A 7,586-nucleotide genomic window follows, 5' to 3' on the forward strand; every position below is an offset into this window, starting at 1 on the left:
CCGTACTACCGCATCCTCGTGAGCACCGAGCAGGCCCACGTGGGCCGCGAAGAGAACCGCATCACCGCCGGCATGGAGTCGGAGGTCGACCTGAAGGTGGGCACCGATCCGTTCATCTGGTACATCCTTCGGCCCGTGCTCAAGCTGCGGCGCGAAGCCTTCCGCGAACCATGATGGGCAGCAACGTGGCCGGCCGGCGCCCAGCGGGCACCGGTGTTCTTTGTGCAGTGCTGTGCGCGAGCTTTGCGCTTCCTCCGGGCGCCCTGGCGCAGGAGGCGCCCGCGCAGCTGATGCCGGCGCGCCGCCTTTCCGCGCCATCGATCGGCGCCGCCAGCTATGCGCAGCGCGTGAAGCAGGCGCTCATTGCGCTGTCGCAGGACTACCCTGAAGTGCAGACCGCGCAAGCCGCCGCCAACACCAGCAGCTTTGGCGTGGACGCCGCCAAGAAGGCCCGCTACCCGCGCTTCAAGATGGGCACCGCCTCCGGCACCTACAACAGCGGCGCGGACAACGCGAAGACCGAGAACTACACCGTGCTCACCGCCGAGGCGCGCCTGAGCCTGATCGACGGCGGCGCCATGAACGCCGCGATTCGCGCCGCCGAGGCCGGCAACCAGGCCGACGACGAGGCCGTCGTCACCACTTCGCAGAAGGTGGTGCTCGATGCGCTGACCGCCTACCTGCAGGTGCAGCGCTTCGATCTCAAGAAGCAGATCGCGCGCAAGTCCACCGAGGTGGTGGCCGAGCTTTCGAAGGCCGAGGCCCGCCGCGTGGCGCTCGGCGCCGCCGGCGAGAACGACCTGAACATGGCGGCCGCGCGCCGCGCCAGCGTGGCCGCGCGCGAATCCGACTTCCAGGCGCAGCGCGACGAGGCGCTGGCCAAGTTCAACACCTACTTCAAGTTCACGCCCAACACCGATTCGCTGCCCGTGCTGGCCGCGCCCGCGTACTGGCGCATCGCTTCGCACGAAGAGGCCCTGCGCCGCGCCGAGGAGCGCAGCACCGAAATCTCCGAAGCCAAGGGCCGCGTGGCACGCGCCCAGGCTTTGGTCGACCAGCAGGAGGCCAGCATCTGGCCGACCGTGGATGCGGTGGTCGTCAAAAGCAAGGACCCGCGCGGCGTGTCGCCGCAAGACCCGACGCGCGCGGCCTTCGAGCTCAACTGGAACTTCGGCAACGGCTTCGACCGCCAGCTGCGCCTGAAGTCGGCCCTGGCCGAAGTCGCCAACCAGGAAGCCAAGCTCGAAGGCGTGAAGCTCAACCTGCTGGAGCTCACCTCGGCCTCATGGTCGCGCGCCGTGTCCGGACGCGAGCGCGAGCGGCAGCTGGCGGAGGCCGTCAGCACATCGGGCCAGGCCTTTCGCGGGCGCCGCCGGCTGATGGAGTTCGGCCGCGAAACACTGCCCGCAGTGCTCGACGCGCAGCTCGACTACTACAACCTGCTGTTCGACTACGTCGACGCCGTGTTCGACCTGCGCATCACCGAGCTGCGCCTGGCGCGCACCACCGGCGAACTGCGCATCGACGCCGACGCGAGCAATTCCTGGATCGACCGCATCTTCGGCCCGCCGAACCGGCCCGCGCTGAGCGAAGACGGACTGCTCACCGCGCTGTGCATCTCGAGCAACGCAGGCTGCGCCAGCGAGCCTGTTGTGGCCGAGCGCGGTGCCACCGCAACCGCGGCGAACCCGCCGCTGCGCCGGGCGGCGCGGCTGGCGAACCGCTAAGCGAGCCGCAGCGGGTTCAGGCGTCCTCGGGGATGCCGGGCTCGCCGTCGAGGATCTGGTACTTGCGCATCTTTTCCCACAGCACCTTGCGGCTGATGCCCAGGTGCTGCGCGGTGTCCTGGCGCTTCCAGTCGTTGATCTCCAGCGCCGCGATGATGCGGTTGCGCTCGCTGCTGTTCCATCCCTTGCGATCGCCATTGCCGTCGAGCGCCACGCCGTTCATGGTGCCGCCGCCGCCATGGCCGTTGCGCTCCGCAGCAGCGCCTGCCGCCAGCGTCGGCGTGCCGCGCGTGAGCGCAATGGCGCGCTGGATCAGGTTCTGGTCCCAGCTGTGCAGCTGCCGCGCGATCACGCCCACCCGTTCGGCCAGGTTGCGCAGTTGCCGCACGTTGCCGGGAAAGTAGGTCTCGGCCACCGCATCGCTGAGCCAGTGCGGCGTTTCCCCGAGCGTCTCGAGCTCGTCGCCCAGCACATTGGCCAAGAGCGCCTTGAAGATCGCGATCTTGTCGATCTCCCCGCGCTCCTCCAGGCTGGGCACATGCAGCTCGATCACCGCGAGCCGGTAGAACAGGTCGGCGCGGAATTCTCCGCTCGCCACCATCTCGCGCAGGTTGCGGTTGGTGGCCGCCACCAGCCGGAAGTCGACCCGGATCGGCGCCGTGGCACCCAGCCGCGTGACCGCGTTGTCTTCCAGCACGCGCAGCAGCTTTACCTGCTGGTAGCGCGGCAGATCGCCGATCTCGTCCAGGAACAGCGTGCCGCCCGTCGCCTGCTCGAAGTAGCCGCGGTGCGCATGCACGGCGCCCGTGAACGAGCCCTTGGTGTGGCCGAAGAAGAGCGATTCGAAGAGTCCGTCAGGAATCGCACCGCAGTTCACCGCCACGAACGCGCCCTTGCTGTAGTGCTGGTGCCCCAGGTGCAGCTGCTGCGCGATGCGCTCCTTACCCACGCCCGTTTCGCCGCGCACCAGCACGCTGTGGTTGCAATCGGCAAAGGCACCCACTTCGGCCAGCAGCGACTTCATCGCATCCGAATGCGCCACCAGCACATCGGGCGCCTGCGGCGCCACATCGCGCGCGCGCAGCTGCCGCACCAGCTTGGCCACCATCGTGCGCAGCTCGGCGCAGGTGAAGTCGTAGGGCAGCACGTGCAGGTACTCGGGCGGATACGTGCGCGAGTCCCGCTCCCGCGAGGCGGCCGCCACCCAGATCACCGGCATGCCATGCAGCAGCTCGGTGGCATGCGCAAGGCCGCCACTGTCGATGACCGTGACGCTGAGGATGGCCACCGAAGGCCGAAGCGCAGTGCCGCGATCCTGCTGCGGAGGCGGCAAGCCATCGGCCCGGATCACCTCCACGTCGAAGCTCGCCATGCACCGCGCGATACGGTCGAGGATGTCGGCCTTGCCTTCCCAGACAAAGAGGTCGAGTTCGTCGAAGTTGGGGGCGGTCATTGATCGAGAAAGCTCAGGGAAAAAGATCTTTAGTAGACAAGCTTCGCTTCACTGCATGTAAGGGATTGGTGATGAACATCGCTGTATCCCAACTGCACGCCGAGCAGACTGAGCAGCGGCTGGATAACGGCATCGAGGAGGCTAAGAAGCGGAGTAATCACAGCGGTATTGAGGGTACTGAGTAACCCTTTGAGTTCGTTGGCATACAGGGTGCTTGAGCAAATTCCAAGGAGGCAGGCCTTTAAATTGAGCCCGCCAATCAACCCTCCAACGGCTGTCGAAAGTACCGAGCCAACTGTATTGGATGTACTGCGCTGAATATCGTCCTCATTCCCGATGAGGCCGTCGAAATGCATCTGTACGGCGTTCTGAGCCGGCACCGTGGCAGAAAGAGGGAGCGCCGCCTTGACCTCAAGAAGAGGAATGGTCAGCAGCGAGACCTTACTGATCGTTGCAGAGTCTGTACAACTAGGTGCTGTCGCCATATTAGTCATCTGCGTATCCATCCCATCCGCGATGCAGACATTGGCAACTCCAGGTTGAGAGGCAATCGTAACCTTCGCGTCCTTTCGGGGCGTGTTGCATTGAATCTCAGTCAACCAAGCTTGGCCAGGTGCAACCTCGATATAGAGAGGTAGATGGAGCAACTTAATATCCGTGATGAGACCCACCAGAGGGATTTTGCTCGTATCAACGACCTTGGCATCTAGGAATAATCGAATAGCTGCGGAGTGGGCTTGAGTCTTCCATTTATTGTTGCTGTCCTTGCCTGCGGGGCCGATGGCAATGGATGGGGGTTCGACGATGCTCAGTGTCATATCCACCGTGGCGAGAGGGCCAAGATTGAGGCCAGTACCGAGACTGGCAGCGTTCTTTCCATTGGCAATCTGCGCAGTGACCATCAGCAATTCCAAAACGTTCACGTTTGCACTTGCGGCTCCTTCCGGAGACGGCGTGGTCACCTTGATCAAGTCGCCGATCTTGATTTCTGCCGTTCGGACATCGGCTGCAAGAATCCCATTGAGAGCTTCTACTGCAACAGGATTAGTTGCACCGAGAGCTTTGATCATTACCAAGATGAACTCTCTCAACTGGATGCGCGTATCCAGGAGTTCTTTGACTGTGCCGACGCTAGGCATGGCTGATATCAAGTCAAGCAGTCGTATTGAACCAGTTGCTAGACCCTTGTAGCTCACCAGTTCGAGAGCTATTTGATTGCTCGTGCCAAGCAGTCCGCTTAAAAATTGGTTGAGCACTCCTTTGTCGAGACTGGCGACGCCTGTTCCTAGAGAGAATCCAGCAATCGGATCATTGGCGGCCACTGCGTTGGCTTGGATCGTCCGATCGGTTTCGAAGAAGGGAAGAATGGCAAGCGGTGCCTTGTTGATCGTGACACGAACCGCGTTCAAATCGATCGTCGCGACCTCGAAGTGATCAATCGTCGCCTTGGCCGGATCCCATTTGCCGCACTCGATCTCTCCGTCTTCCAGCGAGAACGTCGCGGGAAGGTTGCGGTTGGGATCGGTACTGCTGGCGCCGTTGGCACTGAGCTTGGCAGCAGCTTTCGCGGTCGCGCAGCCGCCACTGGTCGATATCTGCTGTGCGCCGGCAAGCGCCGCCAAGTCGGCCGCTTTCTGGACCTCGCGCTTCATGAAGAAGAGATAGCCCAGTTCGGTTCCGATGAGAACGACAATGATCAAGCTGAGCGCAATGGCAAGATTGATCAGCAACGAGCCGCGTTGCTTTCTTGGCCTCAATGAACCGGTGCCGCTTCGAAAGCAAAAGGACTGCGGAATCATGTAGATGATCCCTCGGAGACTTGCATCGCGGTAGCTTGCCCGACCACGTCATCGGGCATCCACGGACTGATGCTCAGTGATGGCAGCATGCGGTTGGCGCTGTAGTCATAGACAACCGACACCGCGACTTGCCCGTCGCTGCCGACTATGCCTACCCTGACTTTTGTGTTCTTCTTTATCCAAGCAAGACGATCTGCAGAACTTCCATTGCTTTCGCTTGGCACTATGAGTGCGGCGGCGAGCGAGGCATACACCGCCTCCTGAATTTTTGGATCGTCCTCTACCAACTTCGAGGGCAGCATGGTTACCGCCCTTGCCCCGTCCTCCGCTGCTCTTGACACTACTTGCTGGATATAAAGGACGGCACCGAAGGTAGCGACTCCGTACAGGACCAGAAACAGCACAGAAAAAGCGAATGCAAACTCGATGGCCGCGACACCTCGTTGGAGCGAGGCGGGAGCGTTTTCTCGGGTATCGGCGACTTTCACAGCGCTCTCCCGTCCAGCAACATGCTTGCCTGCACGACTAGCGCATCTGGAACCGCAAAACCTGGCAGCGGCGGTAGCAGTCCCGCGAACCCGTTTGCCGTGATCGTCACGGTGACTTGGCAACGTTGTTCCCATGCAGCGCCGCAGGCGCGCTTTGCAGGATCGCAATTGGCGCCCTCAACGCTGCACACTGTTGCAACGACAGTTGGCTTGCTTGGAAACAGACCGTCCGTCTGGAGTTTTGCGACCGCGATAGCCTTCGTCTCGCGCCCCGAAATGTCCGTCTGATAGCGCAACGCTGCTCGTGCACCATCCTCCGCCGCGTTCTGCATTGCGAAGCGAAGCGAGAAGATGATGCCGAGGCAAATGATGGCGTACAGAATTGTGAAAAAGATGAGGAAAACGAAGGCGTACTCAATCGCATAGACCCCTCGTTGGCGACCCGCTGCAGCCGACTGAGCAACTGAGGCTTTCATGATGGAACTCGTGCGAGAGAGGCGCAGATCATTTGCCGGGGTTTCCGCCCCATCCGCTTGTGGACTTAACGGAGGAGGTCATACGCTCCGGTATCGGAAACTCAAAGCTCTTGAGATAGCGCTCGTAGCTGCGGTTCGCAACAGCGCCTACGATCGGACGAGGTGTGACGGAAGCAATCTCTCCGCCGCGTTGCCATGCCAGAAGACTTTGCGTTGCATCTCCGACTCGCAACGGCTCGTAGAAGAGTTCCTCGTCGTCAACGATCATTTCTTCCTGCCTTTGCTGGAGCGCGTGCGCGGGGGATGAGGCACCAGAAGGCGGGGACTTGATCGCGGGACTGGAGGATGCGGTTTCCGGGTTAGCAATCTTGGTCTCCTGCGCCAGGGCGACAGAGGTGACGAGCATCAACACAGCGGACAAGCAGAACGCGGACGGCTTCGAAAGAGAGCGACGCTCGTTTTTCATTGGATACCTCGTAAGGTCGAAGGATTCGGTGACAGGGACACAGCCGAATTAGCCGAGGCGGAGTTCGATTGGCCGGCTGTGCGTGGGCTCCCGGAGCCGGTCCAGCGGGACCGCTTGAGCGCAAGAGGTTCGGCAATAGGCTCGTTGCTCCCGGATGCAAGTGCCTGGCTAGATGCCGCACTCGGTCCCGGCGTGGCAATATCCTTTGAGGATTCGATCGGGGCTGCCAACCACCCTGCCGCGCCTAGTGAACGTATCTGCAGAGCTGCTTCTCGCACAGCCAAGCGCGTCGCCTCGGGCATGCGGTGCGCATCCATCAACGCTCTTGCTTGATCCCGCTGATTGGCTACTTCCAGATAGAGCGCGAGATTGGCTTGTGCCTGCGTGCTATCGGGGCGTAACTGCAGGGCCTGCATCAGCGGCAGTCGTGCCTCCTCGAACTGGCCGGCGCGTAGATGAGCGTAGCCCAAGTCGCTCAGCAGCAAGGCGTCGGTGGGCGTGCGGCGTTGCGCCTGCGTGAGCAACTGCACTGCCTCAGCGTAATTGCCGCGCGTGCCTGCTAGCAGGCCCAAGCCGCGGTAGCCTGCGCTTTCCAAGCGGGAACCCAACAGCCGCCTGTAGGCGGTTTCAGCGAGCCCAGCCTGACCCGTTTGGCGCAGTGCTTCGGCGCGTGCGCGCGTGGACTCAGGCGATACACCCCAACGCTGCTCCAGAGCGTCGATGTGCGCGAGCGATGCAAACCAGAGATCCTCCCTCTGCATCTGCTCGACGAGCTTCAAGTAGGTGGCTTGGGTGTCGATGGAGGCTCCTGCCTTTGTGTCTGCCATCATCTCGGCCGCTACGCGTTGTTGCGCGTCGGCACTGGCAGGATATTGGTCCTTGGGGGCCGCACAACCACTGATACCCAGCGATGCGGCACCAACGGCGATGGCAGCCAGCGTGCTGTGAACGAGCCGTGAGCGCGTGAAAGTCTCGAACGTTTTCATCTAGCGATGGCTCCCAATGAACGGAATATCGCGATGAAGCCCGGTCCTGCTGTCACGATGACGAGCGCCGGGAGCAGCGTAGTCACCATGACTGCGGTCATCTTCACCGTGATCTTTCCAATGCGTTCCTTCATTTCGGAACGCCTGTGTTCGCGCAACCGGTCACTGAAAATGCGCAACGGCTCTTGCAG

At 62.0% G+C, this 7,586-nt stretch carries 7 protein-coding genes and 1 pseudogene; 1 reads left to right on the top strand and 7 read right to left on the bottom strand.

Features of this window, described 5'->3' with window-relative positions; translation table 11 throughout:
• Window positions 1-170 precede the first annotated feature (170 nt).
• Window positions 171-1,727 (top strand): TolC family protein, encoded by a 1,557-nt coding sequence (locus tag AC1DOC_RS11435; RefSeq protein WP_028256496.1) that lies wholly within the window; start codon window positions 171-173, stop codon window positions 1,725-1,727.
• A 16-nt stretch (window positions 1,728-1,743) separates the two neighbouring features.
• Here the strand turns inward: AC1DOC_RS11435 and AC1DOC_RS11440 are convergent, their stop codons facing one another.
• The 7 genes and pseudogenes from AC1DOC_RS11440 to AC1DOC_RS11470 all read right to left on the bottom strand — a co-directional run.
• Window positions 1,744-3,180, bottom strand: coding sequence for a sigma 54-interacting transcriptional regulator (locus AC1DOC_RS11440; RefSeq protein WP_478129816.1), 1,437 nt, complete (start codon window positions 3,178-3,180; stop codon window positions 1,744-1,746).
• Window positions 3,181-3,209: 29 nt separating this feature from the next.
• The gene (locus AC1DOC_RS11445) at window positions 3,210-4,979 is read right to left on the bottom strand and encodes a TadG family pilus assembly protein (RefSeq protein WP_478081143.1); all 1,770 of its coding nucleotides are present in this window, start codon (window positions 4,977-4,979) and stop codon (window positions 3,210-3,212) included.
• On the bottom strand, window positions 4,976-5,467 hold the full coding sequence (locus AC1DOC_RS11450) for a TadE/TadG family type IV pilus assembly protein (RefSeq protein ID WP_478081142.1): 492 nt from the start codon (window positions 5,465-5,467) through the stop codon (window positions 4,976-4,978). The genes AC1DOC_RS11445 and AC1DOC_RS11450 overlap by 4 nt, the downstream gene beginning before the upstream one ends.
• Window positions 5,464-5,943 (bottom strand): TadE/TadG family type IV pilus assembly protein, encoded by a 480-nt coding sequence (locus AC1DOC_RS11455; RefSeq protein ID WP_478084109.1) that lies wholly within the window; start codon window positions 5,941-5,943, stop codon window positions 5,464-5,466. Before AC1DOC_RS11455 ends, AC1DOC_RS11450 begins: the two co-directional genes overlap by 4 nt.
• A 28-nt stretch (window positions 5,944-5,971) precedes the next feature.
• On the bottom strand, window positions 5,972-6,409 hold the full coding sequence (locus AC1DOC_RS11460; protein ID WP_478081140.1) for a DUF3613 domain-containing protein: 438 nt from the start codon (window positions 6,407-6,409) through the stop codon (window positions 5,972-5,974).
• A complete protein-coding gene (locus AC1DOC_RS11465; protein WP_478081139.1) occupies window positions 6,406-7,395 on the bottom strand; it encodes a tetratricopeptide repeat protein in 990 nt (329 codons plus the stop codon). Before AC1DOC_RS11465 ends, AC1DOC_RS11460 begins: the two co-directional genes overlap by 4 nt.
• Window positions 7,392-7,586: pseudogene (locus tag AC1DOC_RS11470) on the bottom strand (type II secretion system F family protein); the annotation flags it as partial. The pseudogene AC1DOC_RS11470 and the gene AC1DOC_RS11465, both read right to left, overlap by 4 nt.

The organism is Variovorax sp. 01T439_2 (assembly GCF_056398445.1).

What these genes read in the sequence shown, in the direction of transcription:
- AC1DOC_RS11465 (WP_478081139.1), bottom strand. Translation starts at nt 7,395, where the DNA reads ATGAAAACGTTCGAGACTTTCACGCGCTCACGGCTCGTTCACAGCACG.
- AC1DOC_RS11445 (WP_478081143.1), bottom strand. Translation starts at nt 4,979, where the DNA reads ATGATTCCGCAGTCCTTTTGCTTTCGAAGCGGCACCGGTTCATTGAGG.
- AC1DOC_RS11455 (WP_478084109.1), bottom strand. Translation starts at nt 5,943, where the DNA reads ATGAAAGCCTCAGTTGCTCAGTCGGCTGCAGCGGGTCGCCAACGAGGG.
- AC1DOC_RS11435 (WP_028256496.1), top strand. Translation starts at nt 171, where the DNA reads ATGATGGGCAGCAACGTGGCCGGCCGGCGCCCAGCGGGCACCGGTGTT.
- AC1DOC_RS11460 (WP_478081140.1), bottom strand. Translation starts at nt 6,409, where the DNA reads ATGAAAAACGAGCGTCGCTCTCTTTCGAAGCCGTCCGCGTTCTGCTTG.
- AC1DOC_RS11440 (WP_478129816.1), bottom strand. Translation starts at nt 3,180, where the DNA reads ATGACCGCCCCCAACTTCGACGAACTCGACCTCTTTGTCTGGGAAGGC.